Origin of the sequence: Shewanella pealeana ATCC 700345, assembly GCF_000018285.1 — a bacterium.
Taxonomy (GTDB): domain Bacteria; phylum Pseudomonadota; class Gammaproteobacteria; order Enterobacterales; family Shewanellaceae; genus Shewanella; species Shewanella pealeana.
On record NC_009901.1, the window covers coordinates 4,972,880 to 4,992,232 of the forward strand.

A 19,353-nucleotide genomic window follows, 5' to 3' on the forward strand; every position below is an offset into this window, starting at 1 on the left:
AGGTAAAATCAATTACTTAATCAAGTTCGACGGCCGATCTTTATCGGTCGTCAAGATTTCCTCTTGCTCAAATAAAAATCTTCTCTATAATTTGCCGCCCCTAACTCGCTTAGGGAAAACCACTTTGTTTAACCAAAATTGTAAAATTATAGCGTTTAGCGCTATTGCGGGTTCCCTCACCCCGCCCGATTAACTTAAAAAGGCCACAAGATGTTGATGTTGACCCATGCACAGGTTCGCCGTGCATTACTGCTATTAGCAGGCTTTCATATTGTTATTATTTGTGCGAGTAACTACCTTGTACAACTTCCCTTTCAAATATTTGGCTTCCATACCACATGGGGAGCATTTAGCTTTCCATTTGTGTACTTAGCGACTGACCTTACGGTGAGAATTTTTGGCCAGCAAGCTGCGAGAAAGATCATCTTCCTTGCCATGCTACCGGCCCTCATCATCTCTTACTTGATGGGGGTGATCTTTCACCAAGGCAGCTTTCAAGGTGCTGAGGCGCTGCTTGAGTTCAATAACTTTGTATTCCGTATTGCCTTTGCAAGCTTCGCGGCATATCTAGTGGGCCAGCTGATGGATATCTTCGTATTTGCCAAGCTTAGAGAGACTAAGTCTTGGTGGGTCGCACCATCAGCTTCCACTATCGTTGGTAACCTGATAGACACGATTGTGTTCTTCGGCCTAGCTTTCTACGCCTCAACAGATGAGTTTATGGCAACACACTGGCCTGAAATTGCCACCGTTGATTACGGATTTAAGTTAATTGTTAGCTTAGGCCTATTTTTACCAGCCTACGGTCTGTTATTAAAGTTCTTACAAGATAAGATCTTACAAGATGCCGCTCGTAAAACCGCCATCTAACGCCAGTTAACGCTTAACAACAACTGGACTGACCTGTTATAATTTCGCCAATTCGTTCACCTTTCAGCCTATTGGTTTGGCTGCATCACAGGGTGAACTGGCGAAGTTATTGAGAAATTAAAATGTACACCATTGAAATTGAAGCTATTACCGAGTTCACTCCAGAAGTCCTCGAACTTATCCAAACCAGCTATTCAAGTATTCCAGAATTTGAGCGAGGCTATGCTAGCCAAGAGGTTGCTCAACGCTTACTTGCAGGCCCAGCATTATTGCTGCTTGCTAAAGTAGAAGGTGAAATAGCCGGTTTCAAGTTGGGCTATCAAATCGAAGATCAGGTTTTTTATAGCTGGCTAGGTGGTATTGCCCCCGATTTCCGTGGTCTAGGTTTAGCTAAGAGCCTACTTGAATACCAAGAGAAATGGGCTAAAGAGCAAGGTTACCAGCGAATTGACGTTAAGACCCGTAACTGCTTCCCAGCCATGCTCAATATGCTTATTGGTAATCAGTACCAGATCACCGCCATGGTTAGCGATGCGCAAAACCATAGCCAAAATAAGCTACACCTACAAAAACAGTTCTAACACTCGTTTTGTATAAGATTACAGAAGTAAAAAAATTAGCAGTATGTGAAAAAGTTGTGCGATAAAGCTTGCAAACCCAAATGAGAATGATTATTGTTAACACGCGTTCCAGAACTCGGATTAGCAAACAAAGTTCTCATCATCTTTGTTTGTTAAATGAGTTTTTACAGCACGACATTGCTCACACACTCTTAAGTGGCCGGGATATTTTCCCGGCTTTTTTTTGCCCGAAAGATAAAGAAAACACAAGCTCACATTCGCTTTAATCGCCAAGGATTATTATCCAGGCTATTTTTTCCGCTACTGTTAACGTACTTATTGCAGTTACTTTTCTTCGTGTAGTGTAGCGCTTCGTTACCTTCGTGGTGAATCGCTTTGATCGCAGATTTTTTTGCCCGAAAGAAATGAACCAACAGATTGAAATTCCTGCTCGTTTAAAATCATCAATAGCTAATGTAAACGATTCAAGTGTAAGCCGCACTTAAACCATTGTTTATAAGTGATTAAATTTTCTTTACTAAAATATTAAGCACTTTTTTACATTTCTACTTGCAAGACTAAATGATAATGATTATTATTTACATGCGTTCCAGAACTCGCTAACACTTAAAGGCATCTCATCTCCTGCAAGTTAGAGTTTTTTAAGCACGACATTGCTCACACACTCTTTGGCCGAGATATTATCTCGGCTATTTTTTTGCCTGTGATTTGAGATTAGGTCAACTTATATGAATTGAAATGAGAGAGTAGCCGAGGTACTTTCCGGCTCTCTAACTAGTCTCGCGACATGTCTGAATGTTTTCCGCAAAATTGCAAACCTTCATAGGGGGTATTACTCTGGTCTTCAATGGCCTTGTGGTATAAGCCTATGGTGAATAGACTGCCCTTGCCTACGGTAGAGTTGACTTCTATGGTGCCACCAATACGCTTAATGATACCGTAACTCAGCGATAGCCCCAGTCCAGTGCCGTCTTTACGGGTAGTGAAAAACGGATCGAAAATGCGATTGAGCTCCTCTTCTGGGATCCCTTTACCTTCGTCTTCAACTTCAATCTTGACGCCAACAGGCTCTCCACGTTGTACCCAATCATAGGTTCTTATCCAGATCTGCCCCTTACCATTCATTGCGTGAGCCGCATTAACGACGAGGTTAATCAGTACCTGTAGTAGCTGCGGGCGATTAACCTGAATCGGGTAGCTAGCGTTAAGCTCTTGATTGAGTACCACCTGCTGTTTCTGGATAGAGTGACGCACCAATACCAACATCTCTTCGATAATCGGCGTGATCTGGTGCATCTCAAGCGGTGCATTAAACTCACCAGGGCGGCTGTATTGCAACAGACTGCGAATAATGGTGCTAATACGGCCTACTTGCTGAATAACCAGCTCGATCTCTTCTTCGACATCGGCCGCTCTATCTCCAAGCTCATACTTAAGCAGCTCCATATTACCCAGAATCACCGCCGTAGGGTTATTGATCTCATGGGCAATACCCGCAGTTAGCTCACCTAGGGCAGTCAACTTCTCGTTGATCACCAGCTGCTGTCGGGTTTCATTGAGTAGAGCGACGTTAGCCTGCAGCTCTTCTGTCTTCTCTTGTAGGCTGCGAGTTCGTTCTTCGACTTTGACTTCAAGCTGCTCAGCGGCAGCTTGGATCTGGCTGTTACGCATCTGCAGTAGATCCAACATGCGGTCAAACTGCTCGGCCAGATTAGATAGCTCATTATCGCTGTCTAAACCCAGTGAACCTATACGTAGATTACGTCCAGACTGCACCGCTTTCACCACGTGGTGGATGCGTTCAATAGGTTGTAACAAGCTATAGGCACCGCGGTATACCAACCAGCCAGAGACCAGCAACACCAGCATCAAGATGGTGCCCAGTTCGATAATATTGAGCAGGTAGTTATGGATAAATGGAGACTCAGAAAATCCGGTATAGATCATACCGATCCGCTTACCGTTAATATCTTCCAGCGGTGAGTATGCCGAGATAAACCAGTCATTAAAGACGAAAGCTCTATCGACCCATAGTAGCCCTTGAATCAATACCTTTTCGCGTACCTCAGATGAGACTAAGCTGCCTAAGGCACGCCCTTGCTGATCACCTCCTTGAGGAAAGAAGTGCAACGGCACATTGGTACTGATACGGATATTATCGAGGAAAATAGTCACGGTACCGATTGAGCGCTCCGGCAGCGTGCCCTTGTCGTACACCAGATCACGAATATGGTCGACAATGCGGGTATCGCGATTAAGCATGATGCCGCCATCTAAGTACCAGGCGACATTACCATTCATGTCGGCAACAGGCAGCAAGCTGCGACTTAACAGGCCACGCTTCTCTTCATGTTTACTGGGCTCTTGAGCTCGCAAGGTCTTCATTACAGACACTTTGGCCCTATCGGCGAGTACAGGGTCGATGCGAGCCAATCGACTCGGTTCAAGCACCATCAAGCCAGAGAAAGGGGCTAAACCTTCGATATGCGGCAACATCTGCCGCAGATCAGGATCCGCCGCGGCCTCCGCAACACTGACTAGGCGTAAGAAATCTAAATTAAGATCTTTCTTCGCTTGTTCTAGTACCAGCTGCAAGTTGTCGCGAGGGAGCTGGGCGCCGTTGCCAATTTTCCTGAAATCATTCTGGAACTGCCAAGACTCCATCACCAACTCTAGCTGGTTCTCTTGGTTTGTTTGCACGGTCACTAGGGTGCTGTTTGCAACGGTCAAATCGGCTTTGACCTTCATAAACAGCTGTTTACCTGTGTAGCTAATATTCCAATAGATGGTAATAAAAACCAAACTCACAAGAGTGAGCAAGATGGGCAACAGGGTTAAAATCAGGATGCGATAGCGCACCTTAGCCTGCATTTGTTGCCAACTAACACCAAACATATTGGAAAAAAAAGACACCTACACTCCCCTAGAGCAATCTCAATATTGTTTAAGATTCTTCTTTGTCGGCTTCACCGCCGAACCATTCTTTATATTTTCGATCTAGAGTCTTTCGTGATACCCCCAGATCCCTTGCTGCTGCCGACTTATTGCCACCATGTAGGTCAACAACGCGAGTCACATGATCACGCTCAACATCTTTAAGCGCCCACTGTAGTGGATAACCTGACTCGCCTGCAGCCTCAGTCTTTGGCTGCACTTTCCAGTATTCAGCAGGCGGCTTGCCCAATAGGATACAGCGTTCAATCATATTTCGCAGCTCACGAATATTACCTGGCCATTCGTGTTGTTGCAGCTTCAATAGATCTTCATGACTCCACACCACCTCTTTCACGCCTAGCTCTGCCGCTAATTGGCAAGTGAAGTGATGAGTCAGCTCAACGATATCTTCTGGGCGATCACGCAACGGCGGGATCACTATATCGAGCACATTGAGGCGATAATATAGATCGCGTCTAAAGTTACCCGCTTCAACCTCTTCAGATAGCTTACGGTTAGTCGCTGCCAACACGCGCACATCGATATTGATCTCTTTCTCGCTACCGACGGGACGAATGGTACGCTGCTCAAGCACGCGCAATAGCGCCGTTTGCATTTTCAGCGGCATCTCGCCAATTTCATCGAGGAAGATTGTACCACCAGAGGCAAAACTAAATAGACCTTCTCGGTTACCCTTCGCGCCTGTAAATGCACCTGCAGAATGACCGAAAAGCTCGCTCTCTAAAAGTTCTGGGGCGATGGCGCCACAGTTAACTGGCACAAATGGTCCTTGGCGACCACTAAGAATATGCAACTGACGAGCAACCAACTCTTTACCCGTACCAGACTCACCCTCAATCAAGACTACGGCATTGGTTGGCGCCACACGTTCAATAACATGCTTCACCTCAGTCATCGCATCGCTTTGGCCAATAATGGTAGAAGATTGATTGAAAGACACTTCACGACGTAGCATCAAGTTTTCACGCTTAAGCAAGCGTCGCTCGATACAGCGGTCAACCGCCTTCATCATCTGTTCAAGGTGGAAAGGCTTCATAATGAAATCAGATGCACCAGCGCGTAGTGCCTTTATTGCCACATCCATATCGGCGTAGCCGGTCATAAAGATGATGTCAGAGCGCCTTTCTTGATCATTTAACGCCTCATGCCATTCAATTCCCGAGCGCCCAGGTAGGCGAATATCGACAATTAATAGATCAAAATGGCAGCGTGAACGCAATTGCTCAGCATCTTCGACACTCGAAGCGGTTTCAACCAAGGCAAATTTCTTCGCTAGCGCTTTTTTCAAAAAACTGCGCATGCCCGGTTCATCATCGACAATCAATACAGATACAGCTGAAGGAAGTGGCTTCATATTATTCATTCTCTGTCCCACCTTGTCTTATAGAGGGACATTTTGACTCATTATGGAGCAAGTCTATCATCTAACCAGTCGAAATAGGTCACTATGAACCATGTAATCGCGACCTTGGGACATAATGTCTGTGCTTTTTCTGCGAGTGATGGGATCGAGATCACACAAGAGTTACAAATGTGAACTTAAATAATCCAATACAAGCATGGCATTAAACTTGCTTTTAGAGAGGCTGATTCGATTTTTTAACAGGCCTCAGGTATCGAGTGGCCTATTTTATTTTTCCAAGGAGTTAAAATGCTAAACCTTAAACGCGTTGTTGGCCTTGCGGTTACCGCTGCACTATTTGTTGGTATGCCAGCCCAAGCTAACGAAGTTATTAAGCTTGCAACAACGACAAGTACTGAAAACTCAGGCCTACTAAAAAACCTACTACCTAAGTTTGAGGCTGAATCAGGCTACAAGGTACAAGTTATTGCTACTGGTACAGGTAAGGCGCTAAAGCTTGCTCGCCAAGGCGACGTTGATGTGGTCATGACTCACGCTCCAGGCGCTGAAGCAAAATTCGTTGAAGAAGGCTACGGTCGTCTTCCACGTGGCATCATGGAAAACGACTTCGTTGTTCTAGGTCCAAAGAACGATCCAGCTAAAATCCGTTCAAGTAAAACGGCTGAAGAAGCATTTGCTAAAATCGCTAAATCAGGCGTGCCTTTCATCTCTCGTGGTGACAACTCTGGCACCAACATGAAAGAACTGCTTGTATGGAAGAATGCTAATATTACTCCAGACTTCAAAGGTTACACTGCGGTTGGTCAAGGAATGGGCAAAACCCTATTAATGGCTAGCGAATTAGAAGCTTATACACTATCTGACCGTGGTACTTTTGTTGCTTATTCAGGTAAAATAGACCTAGCAGTAGATTTCGATGGCGGTCCAGCACTAGCTAACCCATACCAAATCATACTAATCAGTGAAAGCAAGTACCCAACGCTAAATCATAAGGGTGCTCAAGCATTGAGCGACTGGCTGATCGGCGCTGAAGCGCAAGGCATGATCAACAATTATAAAGTTCAGGGTGAACAATTGTTCAAGGCAACATATAGCGAATGAATGAAGGCTGGTTAGCCCTTATACAGCAGGCATTAAGCCTGCTGTTTTCATTGGACCCCGAAGTGTGGTCCATTATCTCTGTCTCTTTTGCAGTATCATTTGCGGCACTAGCTATCACGCTGTTGCCTTCAATGGTACTGGGCTTTCTCTTGGCCTTTACACGCTTTCCGGGCCGATGGTTAGTCACCAATCTTATCCAAACCCTACAGTCCATTCCTACGGTTGTAATCGGTCTATTGGTCTATCTACTGCTGACCAGAATGGGGCCGTTAGGGGATTTAAAGTGGCTGTTTACCCAAAAAGGTATGATTCTCGGGCAGATGATGATCTGTGCCCCGGTACTTGTCGCCATGAGCCAAGCCGCCTTTACCAGTGTCGACCGCAGGGCATGGGAAACCTCCCGTACCTTAGGTGCACCAGCACTGAGTGCGATATGGGCGGTCTGCAGAGAGCTTAAAGTTCCACTATTATTAGCTATTATCGCCGCATTTAGCCGCATTTTAACCGAGATAGGTTGTTCGATGATGGTGGGCGGCAACATAGCAGGAGTGACACGCAACATTCCTACCGCTATCGCACTCGAAACCAGTAAGGGTGACTTTGCCCAAGCGATTGCACTCGGGCTTGTATTACTCGTTTTAGCACTGATTTTAAATTTTGCTCTGGGTACATTAAGAGGCAAAGCCGAGCCGAGGAGTCATTAACTCAAATGACAGTGACTAATACTAAAGGCAATGCCAAAATCATTGCTCGAAACCTTGAGATGCGCTTTGAAAACAAGCATCTCTTTAGTACTCGTGAATTAGTTTTTGAGCAAAACCGAGTGATCCATCTGCAGGGTGACAACGGCTGTGGCAAGACCACCTTGATGAAGTTACTCGCAGGCTTTATCCAGCCAACAGCAGGCTCCATTCAGGCTCAAGGTTTCTCTATTGCCCCTTGGTGGCGCAGCAAATCTATTACGGGTAAAGCTATCTATCTACATCAACACCCTTATCTTTTCGAAGGCAGTGTGATGTATAACCTCACTTATCCATTAAGGTTTTTGGACCGAGATCAACAGCTTCTCAAGGCCCGTACCGAGCAGGCTATTGATATGGCACAGTTGCGCCACTTGCTCACTCAGGCCGCCTCGAGTTTATCCGGTGGTGAGAAACAACGTTTAGCCATAGCCAGAGCCTGGATTATTCAGCCTAAACTATTGATGCTAGACGAGCCGACTTCCAATATGGATAAGCACTCGCAACAACTGGTGTTACAGATGATTAGCGATCTAAAGCTGCAAGGCACTGGCATGCTAATTAGTAGCCACCAGACTTGTATGCTGACCAAAGTATGCGATCATGCTTGGCTAGTTTGCGATAACACGATTACCAGCAGTAATATTAGTGCCAATCAGGATATGACTGATTCTCCCGCTGATATTTCAATGACATTGAATGTGTCAGTTGGGTAAACTCATTGGCAATTTTTAGATAAAACTGCGAACAAACAATAGGATAACAGTGATGGCAGCACAAGTTGATGCAGTAATCCTTGCAGGCGGTATGGCCAGACGCATGGGTGGAAACGATAAAGGTTTAGTCGAACTGCTAAACCGCCCCATGATAGAACATGCAATCGAGCGGATAAAACCTCAAGTTAAGGAGATCCTGATCAACGCAAATCGAAACCAAAACCGTTATTCTGAGTTTGGTTTTAAGGTGTTCAGCGACCAAGATTCAGGCTATTTAGGCCCATTGGCTGGCATGATCACCGCGATGAGCAATACCGATGCGGAATATTTATTAGTGGTTCCTTGCGATTGCCCACTGTTACCGACAGATTTAGTCGCTAGAATGCTAGCGAAATTAACGGCTGAAGACGCCGAACTTGCAGTAGCAAGCGACGGTAAACGAGAGCAACCTGTAGTCATGTTGCTAAAGCCGAGTTTACGCGAGTCTATGAAGGCATTTTTAGATGCCGGTGAACGCAAAATCGATTTTTGGTATGCCAAGCATCACTATGTCGTCGCTGAGTTTTCCGATCAGCCAAATGCGTTTGTAAACGTGAACACACCAGAACAAAAGCAGCAGCTAGGCGAAGCCATAGCTAATGAAGAAAATCACTAGAGGTGTAAATGAGCATACCTTTTACTAATCCGTTACCTATTCCTGTACTCGGATTCTGTGCCTACAGTGGCACAGGCAAGACCACATTATTGAAGCAATTAATCCCAGAGCTTAATCGCCGCGGTGTGCGACTCGCAGTCATTAAGCATGCTCATCATAACTTCGATGTCGATATTCCCGGTAAAGATAGCTACGAGATGCGTAAAGCAGGCGCAAAGCAGATGCTGGTTGCTTCTCATGTACGCTGGGCGTTAATGACCGAAGACGCCAAAGATGGCGACCCTGAACTACCACATTTGCTAAAACAGATAGAAGCCGACAAGGTCGATATCGTCCTCGTTGAAGGTTTCAAAAAGCTCGAACTCCCCAAGATAGAACTGCACCGCGCCGCTCACGGCAAGCCTTTCATCCACACTCATGATGACAATATCCAAGCTATCGCCTGCTGTGATGACACCGAGCTACCAAGCGAACTACGCCGTTTAGATATCAACAATGTAGAGCAAATCGCCGACTACGTTGGTGAATACATTGCCGCGTGGAAGCCTTGCCCAATCGATCTACCTATGGCACCCACTTGTGGCTGCGAACTGGATAACAGCAGTACGCTGTCAGTGCGCCAAGGTATCGACAAGATCCTATCTTACGTCAACCCAATCAGCGCGACAGAGTCTGTCGAGCTCGATGAGCTTGAGAACCGCGTATTAGCTAGCGATGCCATCTCTCCGGTTGACGTGCCACAACACACCAATTCAGCGATGGACGGTTACGCGTTTAAATTAAATGACCAGCCAGACGCCTCATACAAGATGGTTGGCGAAGTGATGGCCGGCCATGCTTATGCTGGCACTATCCAAGCGGGCGAAGCGGTACGCATTATGACTGGCGCACCAGTGCCAGCAGGTGCAGATACTATTCAGCTACGTGAGCTTGCCAACGAGCAGGACGGTGAAGTTCGTTTCGAAGGTGAGATGAGCCTAGGGCAACACATTCGCCTAGCTGGTGAAGACATTGCCCAAGGCGCAACAGCCTTAGCCGCACATTCACGCCTACACGCCGCCGAACAAGGCCTGTTAGCCTCATTAGGTTTTGGTGAGTTACCGGTATTTAAGCGTCCAAAAGTAGCCGTATTTTCAACAGGCGACGAAGTTTGTCAGCCAGGCGAGCCGTTAAAAGCCAACTGCATTTTCGACTCTAACCGCTACACCATTAAATCGATGGCGAAGAAGTTAGGCTGTGAAGTGATCGATTTAGGCATCATTCAAGATTCAGAAGCCGCACTAGCGCAAGCGCTAAAAGATGGCGCAGCACAGGCCGATATCGTCATCAGTTCAGGCGGTGTATCTGTTGGTGACGCCGACTATATCAAGACGGTACTAGAGCAAGTGGGCCAGATAAACTTCTGGCGTATCAACATGCGCCCGGGTCGCCCGTTAGCTTTCGGTCAAATCGATGATGCATTATTCTTCGGTTTACCGGGTAACCCAGTAGCGGTTATGGTGTCGTTCTTACAGTTTGTGCAGCCAGCGATTCGTAAACTTGCAGGCGAACAGAACTGGGCACCGACTATGGTGCCAGCAATTACCGACAAGCCACTGCGCAGCCGTACAGGCCGCACAGAATTTACCCGTGGCATGTATCACTTAGGTGCTGACGGCAAGCTACATGTAACCACAACCGGTGCTCAGGGCTCAGGGATGCTTAGCTCTATGGTAAAAGGAAACTGTCTCATCGTGATTGGCGAGAAAGATGATCAGTTAAATCCAGGTGACACAGTTTACATTCAACCTTTTGCCGACCTCCTTTAGAGGCCGTGTAGGTAGCTAGCATGAGTTTAATCGTTGACACTTTTGGTCGCACGGTAGAATACCTGCGACTATCCGTTACTGATCGCTGCGATTTTCGCTGCGTGTACTGCATGAGTGAAGATCCCTGCTTTTTAGGCCGGGAACATGTACTCAGCCTAGAAGAATTAGCCTGGGTCGCCCAAGCTTTTACCGAACTAGGCGTTAAGAAGATCCGCTTAACAGGAGGTGAGCCGTTAGTGCGCACCGACTGCGATCAGCTAGTTAAGCTATTAGGTAAGTTACCGGGCCTTGAAGAGTTGTCGATGACGACCAACGGTTCTCGCTTAACCCGTTTCGCGCAAGAGATGCATGATTCAGGCTTGAACCGACTCAACATCAGCTTAGATACCTTAAAGCCAGATCTGTTTACCAGTCTTACTCGTAACGGCAAGGTCGACCGCGTTATTGCCGGTATCGACGCCGCCATTGCAGCAGGTTTTAAAAAGATTAAGATCAACGCGGTGATTTTACGTGGCCAAAACGATGATGAAGTCTTAGATTTAATCGAGTTTTGCCGCGAACGCGACTTAGATATCGCCTTTATCGAAGAGATGCCACTAGGCGTGATTGATGAGCGCAAGCGCAGCCGTCACTGCAGCAGTAAAGAAATTCAAGACATCATCACTGAGCGTTACCCGCTAATCCAGTCAAACCGCCGTACAGGTGGCCCAGCGCGTTACTTCACCATGCCCGGCAGCGACATACATGTGGGCTTTATCTCGCCCCACAGCAATAACTTCTGCCACGAATGCAATCGCGTCCGCGTCACGGTAGAGGGCAAACTGTTACTCTGCCTAGGCAACGAAAACTCAGTGGATCTCAAAGCTATTGTCCGCGAATTCCCCGGTGATATCGAAAGGCTAAAAACCGCGATTCTAGACGGCATCCAGCACAAACCCAAAGAGCACCATTTCGACCCAAATGGTGAAACGCAGATCTTGCGCTTTATGAATGCAACGGGTGGCTAACTGTTGCTTGAACAGTTTTGTCGCTGATGGTGGTCTGGTGTTTTCTGTCACCACAGTGGTTAACTGTTAGCTTGGAGTTAGCTGTACGCTAGATACATAAAACCCGACGTAAATGTCGGGTTTTGTTATCTGACTGATACAGGTTTTAAACTTTAACTTCTTGAGGGTTTAGAATTTGACCTCGTGTTGCATTCAAAGGCCGCCAATCTCCTAACTTTACTTTATAGCCTTTTTTTACATAATCTTGGGCAATAGAAAGTAAATAGTCGTCTCTTGAACCAAATGAAGCCAAGGCTAATACTTGCCTACCCACACTAGTTAATTGGTATACCCCTGCATCAGCTTTTTTATTAACATCATCATGCTCTAACACTATTACCTTATTGTTAGATACTAATGCTTTCATATAGCTATTAGGTAATAAAGAATTCCACGTTACATGTAAACCTGTAGCTTCCACACCAGCAACGACACCAATTTCTTGTAAAAATAACAATGTATTAAAGCTAATGCCACTTTGCTCTAGGAAAGTATCTTTATGCCGAAAAATTGAACCGTCAACTACAAATTGCGCAAGCTTACTAATTAATTCAGCCTCGTCTTTAGATAATCCTTTTAGAAACTCCATTGTTCTAAAAGAGTAACTACCCGGGTTTTTAATTTCTCCCGCTAAAATTCGCCCCCAAAGATCCTGTAATTCTTCCGATGAGACTTTACCGGCATTTTCTCTCCATGAGTACAACCAATCATCTTCTACATTTTGAGTTGGAACTTCCTGCTCTTCATTAGCCAATATGTTCTCGGCAGCAAGGACGGCTTTACTTACGTTAACTTCTTTCCTAATGGTTTCTGAAACATTAATATTGGCAGCTGTAATTGCTATATCGGGAAGGCTAATAGTTGGCTCTATTCTTTCTTGCGCAGACACACTAATTAGTGGAGTAGTTGTGTCAATAGGTTTCAATCTACCCGCTTTTATATCGGCAGCCATTTTTTCAGCTTCAGCCAACATTATAATCTCATTACGCCTTACCTGATTTTTTGCTTCTCCTAGACGTTTTTCATGCCAAGGTTGCAGCGCTGAACCAATTCCTTTTTCAGTTAGAGTCTCCCACATTTTTATAACTAACTTTTCGCCTGGAAATTCCACATTTACTCCATTAAATATCTATCAGCTTATTGAGCAACACAGATATTCGTTATCAGTGTTCCACATTTAATTATTATCAATGCGTCTTAATAATGTTCGCCACTCGAATATAACCTATTGTTTTAAAGCTTCATATCAAATCATTTAAGGAATTATTGATGCGGTTTTATATGTGTTTAATAACGCGATGACAGCAGCTTAACTGTTTCTCTTTTTATATCGAATTACCTCCGATGCGGCTTCCTACACTGAATGCAGCTAATGACCTGCGGTCAGCGCATGTGCAGATACTCCTGAGGCTCGCTTGTCGTCATCCCTGACCGCTCAACGAAAACATCCATGTTATCGACGGCCTCAGCCGCACCTACACTGGGTTAGAAAAGCAGAACTCCTAACTTTTAGCGTTAGCCATTGAAAGAGCTAAACCTACTTCAACGCAGAGCATACAGAAAACAACAGTTCCCCATCGAAGTTGCCGAAGTGCGTTGGAATAAATTGCGTGAAGCCGACAGGGATGTCGGGTTAGCTTTCGCGGGGCAGGATGCCCCATCGGAAGCGTTAGTGATTTATCCATAAGTATGAGGATCAACAACTTCGTCGGGGCGGCTCGGGAGATGCAAGAGGGGGAAGCTGTTGTCCCCCTCTTGCCCGAGTGTGAGCTGGAAGCTCACGACCTTTATCAAGCGGAGCTTGATTAGCTGTATATGTGGGATGGAATCCCACGACGTTAGCTCAGGCGTAGCCTGATAAATTAATCAAACAAAGTTTGATTGATCGAATTGTTAGACAAAGTCTAACTTAAAACTCAAGCGCAGCTTGAAAACAAAAAAGGGTGCTATAAGCACCCTTTATGGTTATCAAAAAAGACTAATAACTAATGAATGGTGATTGGGATAGTTGTTACCAAAGTATCCACACCATTTGGCGTTTGCACCTCAATTAACAGCGCTCCGGTGTTTGCGGTGTCTTCACCCTTCACCAAGATACCAAAACCAAGCCCTCCCGGCGCATTCGTCGAAGGCCAAACGAAGCTGCTCTTGCTCACTACCGTTCCCGCCGTAGCAGAGATCTCCACCTTAGTCCCAGCAGGCATCTGTTGCCCATTGATATCTTTAATGATTAATGAAACCTGTCCCGTCTCTTTACCATATAGGTCTAAGACACTGTCGCCGTTATCATTTGAGCTGTCCACAACAGTGAGGTCACTTCCAAATGCGGTACTTCCAGACATGATCAGCACTAGGCTATCTCGAACATTAATCGACTTAGAATCGGAGACGCCATCGGCACAACCACTATGTACCGGGTCGCTACACAACACACCGTTATATATACCATCTCTAGCGGTAAATGCACCGTCACCATTAAAGTCTATTAACTCTTCTAACCCATCTTCATTGAAGCTGCCATCTTCGTTGTAATCGTTAAAGGCTTCATCCATATCATTGGAGCGCCCTGCTACATCCGTTGCTAAAAAGGCGGCCATCTCAGCGGCATCGAAACGACCATTACCATTAGAGTCAGGGAAAGACTCTTCACCAATAGCTGTGGCGGTAATGGTTGCCCGACCATTTAGCGGGCGTGGGTTCTGGCTAGACCAAGTCACGCTACACTCGCCATTAGCCGTGAAACAGGAAGAACCGATAGCACCACCTTCGGTGACAAAGGCCACAGCAGTTCCGTCTGGTGCGAGATTATTAAACGCATCCGCTAGCCTAGCAGTGATCTTGACCTGCTCGCCGTCATAGCTCCAGCCCTCGGCATTTAATATCTCTGCAGACAATGAAAAGCTATCTTGATCTGGGATCCCGGTTGATACCACTAAGGTGCTCGACTGACTCGATAGGAGTGGATTACTGTTGTCGATGCTTGCCGTTACCCTTACAGGTGTGGCCACTGTACCTGATGTCACTATGGTTTGGACTATACCGCTGCCATTGGTGCTTGCCGTAGTCGGTTGAATTTTTAGCCCACCAACTTGGGTATTCAAAGCAAAACTCACCGCAGCATTACTGACAGGATTACCGTTGGTATCTAGCACCTTAAACAGCACTGTGGATGACTCATCCCTGCCCGAGCCCAAAATGCCAATATCACTCGGTGTCGCCGATACAAACACAATACTGCCCTTCTCTGCGGCTAGAACATTAATACTTCCAGTGGCAAATAGATTGATGCCACCGGCATTGGCACTGATATTAATGGTATCGTCGCCAACGCAGCCCTTTGCAAGATAAGTACTGGTCGCGACCCCCTTTACTAACATTACCGGCGAACTCACCTCAGCTAATGGCGTAGACAGCAACGAACAACCAGAGCTAAAGAAAACATCTATAGCTTCATTGAAAGGCTGCCCTTGTTCATCGACAATCATCACCGACACGCTTGCAGTTCCGCCCGCCGATAGCGAAGCGGTACTCACCTCTGCGACACCGGACTGCAGTGGGTCACCGCTACCCATCTCTAAGTTGGTGGCACCAATGACTAAGATCGCCATATCTTGTTCACCAGAAACAAGGCTCGCAGTTACCGAACTCGCTCCTAACTCGTTACCCGCGTAGATAACCACACTGGCATTGCCATCACTGTCGGTAACCGCCGTGGTAATAGGGAGCTCCCCTAGCGTGCTAGCAAAGCTAACGATAGTCGGTTCAGTGATGCCGCTAACATTAGCAACCAGCTTACCTGGATTGACCGAAGAGATAGATGAGATCTCATTGCCCTCGGCATCGGTAATGGTTAACGAAACCTCGTAAATCACAGCCGCTGTAGGCGCAGCGTTATCGTTGATTAATTCACAGGGGACATTTGAAGGACAAACCGGACCATCACCGTCATCTCCACCACAAGCTGCTAATATGAAACTTAAAAAGACGAGAGCGAATATTCTACTGAAGGGCACCATATCTATCTCCATATAAAGCTTAGGTGTATACAAGGTGTATAAAAATCAGGCACTCAATAGGTATAGGTGAATATCCGCAATATTTCACATTTAATTTTACTAAACAGCAGAGTATCAGGCCCTCGTGTTTCTGAGCTTCACAGCCCAATTCCTATGCTTTATAAAACCCCTCGGATGGATAACGGCTCTTGCACAGTCCAGTGCAGTTAATGGTTTGAATTAGTCGACGTGGTGAACTACTGACTGCGCCCCACAAAGCACAAAACCCGACATAAAAGTCGGGTTCTCTTTATCTAACATAGATGCAGATTAAGACTAAAATTGCCAAGCGTTTTGAGTCTCATTCTAATGCTTTGTTATATATTTGGCTGAAGGGTGCATATTTTCCTAACTATTGCTTCCGATAAATCTTTGGGGAGATATTCTTGCGTTTCTTCTTTGGTTAACGCCATAGAGCCAAAGAGTAAACCAGCCCCATGAATAGTTATCGCTTCTCGTTTGCAATCAATCTTAATCGAAGTCTCTAACGAGCCAGACTTGCCCTCACGATAAAGCTTTAAGTCGTTTAAATTATTCAAGTTGCCATCAAGGTACCACTCATCAAAATACGGCCCTCCGACCATATCTTTATATACAAAAACACCATCTAAGCCGAAAGAGCCTTCTTCTGCAGAAACAGACGCTTGCAAGCAATTAAGCAGCAAGATCGCCGCAGCAATTTTAATTACCTTATACATTTTCATCTCAAACTCTGATTACACATAGCAGCTAATTGAATAGCAGCACTGATGCCAGTGTTATCTATGCTGCACTTTTAATCTTTATCATTGCAACTAGACTTACTATAGCTTCTAGATAATGTCATTCATTCGAATATAACCTATTGTTTTAAAAGATCACATCAAATCATTCAGGGCATTATCGATGCGCGTTTATGTGTTTTTGATGGGTAATAACAGCTGCTTAACTGTTACGATTTCAGTAGCTAATCTCGGCATTAGTCACTGCCCACATCTGATGCAACCAATGGCCTCCGGCCGCGTATATACAGAACCTAGAAGTTCCCCAAAAGCAGTGAACCATTGCTTCATCAATACTTAGGCTGCATTTGATGTAGCTTCCCACACCAGTGGTTCCAATGGCCTGCGGCCGCGTATGTGCAGAACCTAGAAGTTCACCCAAAGCAGTGAACCATTGCTTCATCAATACTTAGGCTGCATTTGATGTATCTTCCTACACCTGTGGTTCCAATGGCCTCCGGCCGCGTATATACAGAACCTAGAAGTTCCCCAAAAGCAGTGAACCATTGCTTCATCAATACTTAGGCTGCATTTGATGTAGCTTCCCACACCAGTGGTTCCAATGGCCTGCGGCCGCGTATGTGCAGAACCTAGAAGTTCACCCAAAGCAGTGAACCATTGCTTCATCAATACTTAGGCTGCATTTGATGTAGCTTCCCACATCTATGGTTCCAATGGCCTGCGGCCAGCGCATGTGCAGAACTTAGGATTCCTTCCAAAACAATGAACCTTTGCTTCACCAATGCGTAGGCTGCATTTGATGTACCTTCCAACATCTGTGGTTCCAATGGCCTGCGGCCAGCGCATGTGCAGACACAGCTGAAACACGCTGCAAGCACATCCCTGTGAGCTCTACGGTTTCATCCCTGAAACCGAAGGCTTCAGCCGTATCTACACCAAGTTAGAAAAGCGAAATAACTTCAGTTCAGAGTTCTCAATATAAAAACTGAAGTCTAAAAGGCTCCATCAATAACCACAGAAAACACCGACTTCCCCATCGAAGTTGCCGAAGTGCGTTGGAATAAATTACGTGAAGCCGACAGGGATGTCGGATTAGCTTTCGCGGGGCAGGATGCCCCATCGGAAGCGTTAGCCATTTATCCATAAGCATGAGGATCAACAACTTCGTCGGGGCGGCAGGGGTGATCCAAGAGGGGATTGCTGTTGATCCCCTCTTGGCCGAGTGTGAGCTGGAAGCTCACGACTTTTTGTCAAACGAAGTTTGATTAAAAAAAGTGTCCAACGGTCACCCTACCATTTCCCAAATTTGTTAAATCCCCACCTAACAGATACACTTATTAGATACCCAATATTCAACACAAAGCTGAAGTAACAACCATGGCTTTATCCCGCAAGAAGTGGAATACCATCATCATCCTCGCATCAGTCTTGATGATCTCAGTCCTGACCGTGATCGAGAGAAATAGCCAGCAAACACCGATGCAGACTCAGGCGCTATTCGACATATCGGCTCCACTGTCACAGCTGCAATTTGGCGAGCACTGGCTGCAGAAACGCCAGTCAGGCTGGCAATGTAGCAGCCGAGTGCTTAATTGCTTAGAGTGGGCCAATGCGTGGGAGCAAGTGCATATTTCGGCGCTAACCGATAAGCCTGAAACCACTGGAGAGCCTATCGAGGTGGTGATCCAAGTGGATGACCTTATCGATGCCCAGCTATGGATTATGTTTAGCGAGCAAGGCTTGTTAAAGTCACCAGCTGGTAATTGGTATCAAGTGCCACCGAGTTTACGTGAGGCGTTAAGCCCTATCCTGCGCGCACAGGTCAACGCTCGCTAGCTCTAGTCCATAGCCCATAGCCATCATCAAGCTATTTATAACAATAAAAAATAACAAGAGAGAGAAGACATGCCAGAACTCCCCGAAGTTGAAGTGACTCGACAAGGCGTATCCCCCTATCTCATCGACAACACAGTTACCGACTTAATCGTGCGTAATCCATCACTCAGATGGCCTGTGCCTGAGATAGCCAAACAGATCATCGGCCAGACGATTCGCAATGTGCGCCGCCGTGCTAAATACCTTCTTATCGATACCGATGCGGGCACCACCATTGTGCATCTGGGGATGTCGGGCAGCTTACGAATACTGCCTGCTACCACACCGGCAGAGAAACACGATCATATCGATCTGGTGCTAGCGAGTGGTAAAGCCCTGCGCTTTAACGACCCGAGACGCTTCGGTGCTTGGCTATGGTGTGAACTGCCTGAACAAGCCCATCCATTATTGTCAAAATTAGGCCCAGAACCTCTCACTGACGCTTTTAACGCTCCTTACCTATTAGAGAGTTTGGCCAATAAGAAGAAGGCCATAAAGCTGTGCTTAATGGACAATCATATCGTGGTTGGCGTAGGTAATATTTACGCTAACGAGGCGCTGTTTGCCGCTGGTATTCATCCGCAAGCAGAAGCAGGTAAAGTCGATGCCGAGCGTATCGAGATCTTAGTCAGTGAAGTAAAACAAATCTTGGCGGGCGCGATTAAACAGGGCGGTACAACACTTAAGGACTTTACCAATGCCGATGGTAAACCGGGCTACTTTGCCCAGAAGCTACATGTTTACGGCCGCGGCGGCAAAACCTGCACTCAGTGTGGCCACATGCTCAGTGAAATTAAACTCGGCCAACGGGCAACGGTTTTCTGTAGCTTGTGCCAGCAAAGATAACCGGCTAGCACATAGCAAGT

General features: G+C 46.2%; 15 protein-coding genes. 10 read left to right on the forward strand and 5 right to left on the reverse strand.

All coding sequences use genetic code 11. The annotated features are described in order from the left end of the window. Nucleotides 1-210: 210 nt before the first annotated feature. Together SPEA_RS21455 and SPEA_RS21460 are read left to right on the forward strand one after the other, a co-directional pair. Entirely contained in the window at nt 211-870 is a 660-nt protein-coding gene (locus tag SPEA_RS21455) for a 7-cyano-7-deazaguanine/7-aminomethyl-7-deazaguanine transporter (protein ID WP_012157278.1), read from the forward strand. 122 nt (nt 871-992) lie between these two features. Further along, nucleotides 993-1,451: a GNAT family N-acetyltransferase gene (locus SPEA_RS21460; RefSeq protein ID WP_012157279.1), complete on the forward strand. Its 459-nt coding sequence runs from the start codon at nt 993-995 to the stop codon at nt 1,449-1,451. Nucleotides 1,452-2,225: 774 nt separating this feature from the next. Here the strand turns inward: SPEA_RS21460 and SPEA_RS21465 are convergent. Both SPEA_RS21465 and SPEA_RS21470 read right to left on the reverse strand, forming a co-directional pair. Continuing rightward, nucleotides 2,226-4,364, reverse strand: coding sequence for a sensor histidine kinase (locus SPEA_RS21465; protein ID WP_041411162.1), 2,139 nt, complete (start codon nt 4,362-4,364; stop codon nt 2,226-2,228). A gap of 31 nt (nt 4,365-4,395) precedes the next feature. Continuing rightward, entirely contained in the window at nt 4,396-5,781 is a 1,386-nt protein-coding gene (locus SPEA_RS21470; protein WP_041411164.1) for a sigma-54-dependent transcriptional regulator, read from the reverse strand. Nucleotides 5,782-6,057: 276 nt separating this feature from the next. Here SPEA_RS21470 and SPEA_RS21475 point away from each other — a divergent pair, with 276 nt between their 5' ends. The 6 genes from SPEA_RS21475 to moaA are packed head-to-tail and all read left to right on the forward strand — an operon-like array spanning nt 6,058 to nt 11,796. Continuing rightward, complete coding sequence (locus tag SPEA_RS21475) at nt 6,058-6,870, forward strand: ABC transporter substrate-binding protein (protein ID WP_012157282.1); 813 nt, start codon at nt 6,058-6,060, stop codon at nt 6,868-6,870. Continuing rightward, nucleotides 6,867-7,574, forward strand: a complete 708-nt coding sequence (locus SPEA_RS21480) for an ABC transporter permease (RefSeq protein WP_012157283.1) — start codon at nt 6,867-6,869, stop codon at nt 7,572-7,574. Before SPEA_RS21475 ends, SPEA_RS21480 begins: the two co-directional genes overlap by 4 nt. Before the next feature lie 5 nt (nt 7,575-7,579). Beyond that, the gene (locus tag SPEA_RS21485; RefSeq protein ID WP_012157284.1) at nt 7,580-8,326 is read left to right on the forward strand and encodes an ABC transporter ATP-binding protein; all 747 of its coding nucleotides are present in this window, start codon (nt 7,580-7,582) and stop codon (nt 8,324-8,326) included. Between the two features lie 52 nt (nt 8,327-8,378). Next, a complete protein-coding gene (gene mobA / locus SPEA_RS21490) occupies nt 8,379-8,981 on the forward strand; it encodes a molybdenum cofactor guanylyltransferase MobA (protein WP_012157285.1) in 603 nt (200 codons plus the stop codon). A gap of 8 nt (nt 8,982-8,989) precedes the next feature. Further along, nucleotides 8,990-10,789 (forward strand): bifunctional molybdopterin-guanine dinucleotide biosynthesis adaptor protein MobB/molybdopterin molybdotransferase MoeA, encoded by a 1,800-nt coding sequence (locus SPEA_RS21495; protein WP_012157286.1) that lies wholly within the window; start codon nt 8,990-8,992, stop codon nt 10,787-10,789. A gap of 20 nt (nt 10,790-10,809) precedes the next feature. Next, nucleotides 10,810-11,796, forward strand: a complete 987-nt coding sequence (gene moaA / locus SPEA_RS21500; RefSeq protein ID WP_012157287.1) for a GTP 3',8-cyclase MoaA — start codon at nt 10,810-10,812, stop codon at nt 11,794-11,796. Between the two features lie 145 nt (nt 11,797-11,941). Here moaA and SPEA_RS21505 read toward each other — a convergent pair whose 3' ends face one another. The 3 genes from SPEA_RS21505 to SPEA_RS21515 form a co-directional block, all read right to left on the reverse strand. Next, a complete protein-coding gene (locus tag SPEA_RS21505; protein WP_012157288.1) occupies nt 11,942-12,946 on the reverse strand; it encodes a DUF2806 domain-containing protein in 1,005 nt (334 codons plus the stop codon). Nucleotides 12,947-13,820: 874 nt separating this feature from the next. Then, nucleotides 13,821-15,851 carry an Ig-like domain-containing protein gene (locus SPEA_RS21510; RefSeq protein ID WP_012157289.1) on the reverse strand — a complete coding sequence of 677 codons (2,031 nt, stop codon included), beginning with the start codon at nt 15,849-15,851 and terminating at the stop codon, nt 13,821-13,823. Between the two features lie 356 nt (nt 15,852-16,207). Continuing rightward, complete coding sequence (locus SPEA_RS21515; RefSeq protein ID WP_012157290.1) at nt 16,208-16,594, reverse strand: hypothetical protein; 387 nt, start codon at nt 16,592-16,594, stop codon at nt 16,208-16,210. A gap of 1,395 nt (nt 16,595-17,989) precedes the next feature. Here SPEA_RS21515 and SPEA_RS21530 point away from each other — a divergent pair. Then, nucleotides 17,990-18,448, forward strand: coding sequence for a hypothetical protein (locus tag SPEA_RS21530; protein ID WP_012157291.1), 459 nt, complete (start codon nt 17,990-17,992; stop codon nt 18,446-18,448). Nucleotides 18,449-18,517: 69 nt separating this feature from the next. Continuing rightward, the gene (gene mutM, locus SPEA_RS21535) at nt 18,518-19,333 is read left to right on the forward strand and encodes a bifunctional DNA-formamidopyrimidine glycosylase/DNA-(apurinic or apyrimidinic site) lyase (RefSeq protein WP_012157292.1); all 816 of its coding nucleotides are present in this window, start codon (nt 18,518-18,520) and stop codon (nt 19,331-19,333) included. Nucleotides 19,334-19,353 lie beyond the last annotated feature (20 nt).